The sequence below is a fragment of the Pseudomonas sp. UBA7500 genome, from assembly GCF_002478435.1.
GTDB lineage: Bacteria > Pseudomonadota > Gammaproteobacteria > Pseudomonadales > Pseudomonadaceae > Aquipseudomonas > Aquipseudomonas palmensis.
This window is the reverse complement of the sequence record NZ_DLNW01000006.1, coordinates 1-234: the sequence shown is the minus strand read 5'-3', so window position 1 is coordinate 234 and position 234 is coordinate 1. Positions and strand designations below refer to the sequence as shown.

1 protein-coding gene is annotated in these 234 nt (G+C 65.4%); it reads right to left on the bottom strand.

Annotation, left to right across the window (positions count from 1 at the left end):
* Positions 1 to 234 (bottom strand): phage baseplate assembly protein V (locus B4I46_RS04990; RefSeq protein WP_286899074.1); only part of this gene is annotated, 234 nt, incomplete at both ends.

The following is a 234-nucleotide window of genomic DNA, read 5'->3' as shown; positions in this document are numbered from 1 at the left end:
CCGTGGCCAGGGTCTTGAAGTCCGGCAACCGGTACGGCGGCAGGTTGGCGCCGTGGTACAGGCAACCGGTGATCAGCGGCTGGTCGGGGTCGCCTTCCAGAAAGGTGATCAGCACCTCCATGCCGATACGCGGCAGCGAGATGGCGCCAAAGCTGCTCTGGCTGGCCCAGTTGGAGGCCACGCGCATCCAGCAGGTGGTCTTGTCGTCCGATTGGCCTTCGCGGTCCCAGAAGA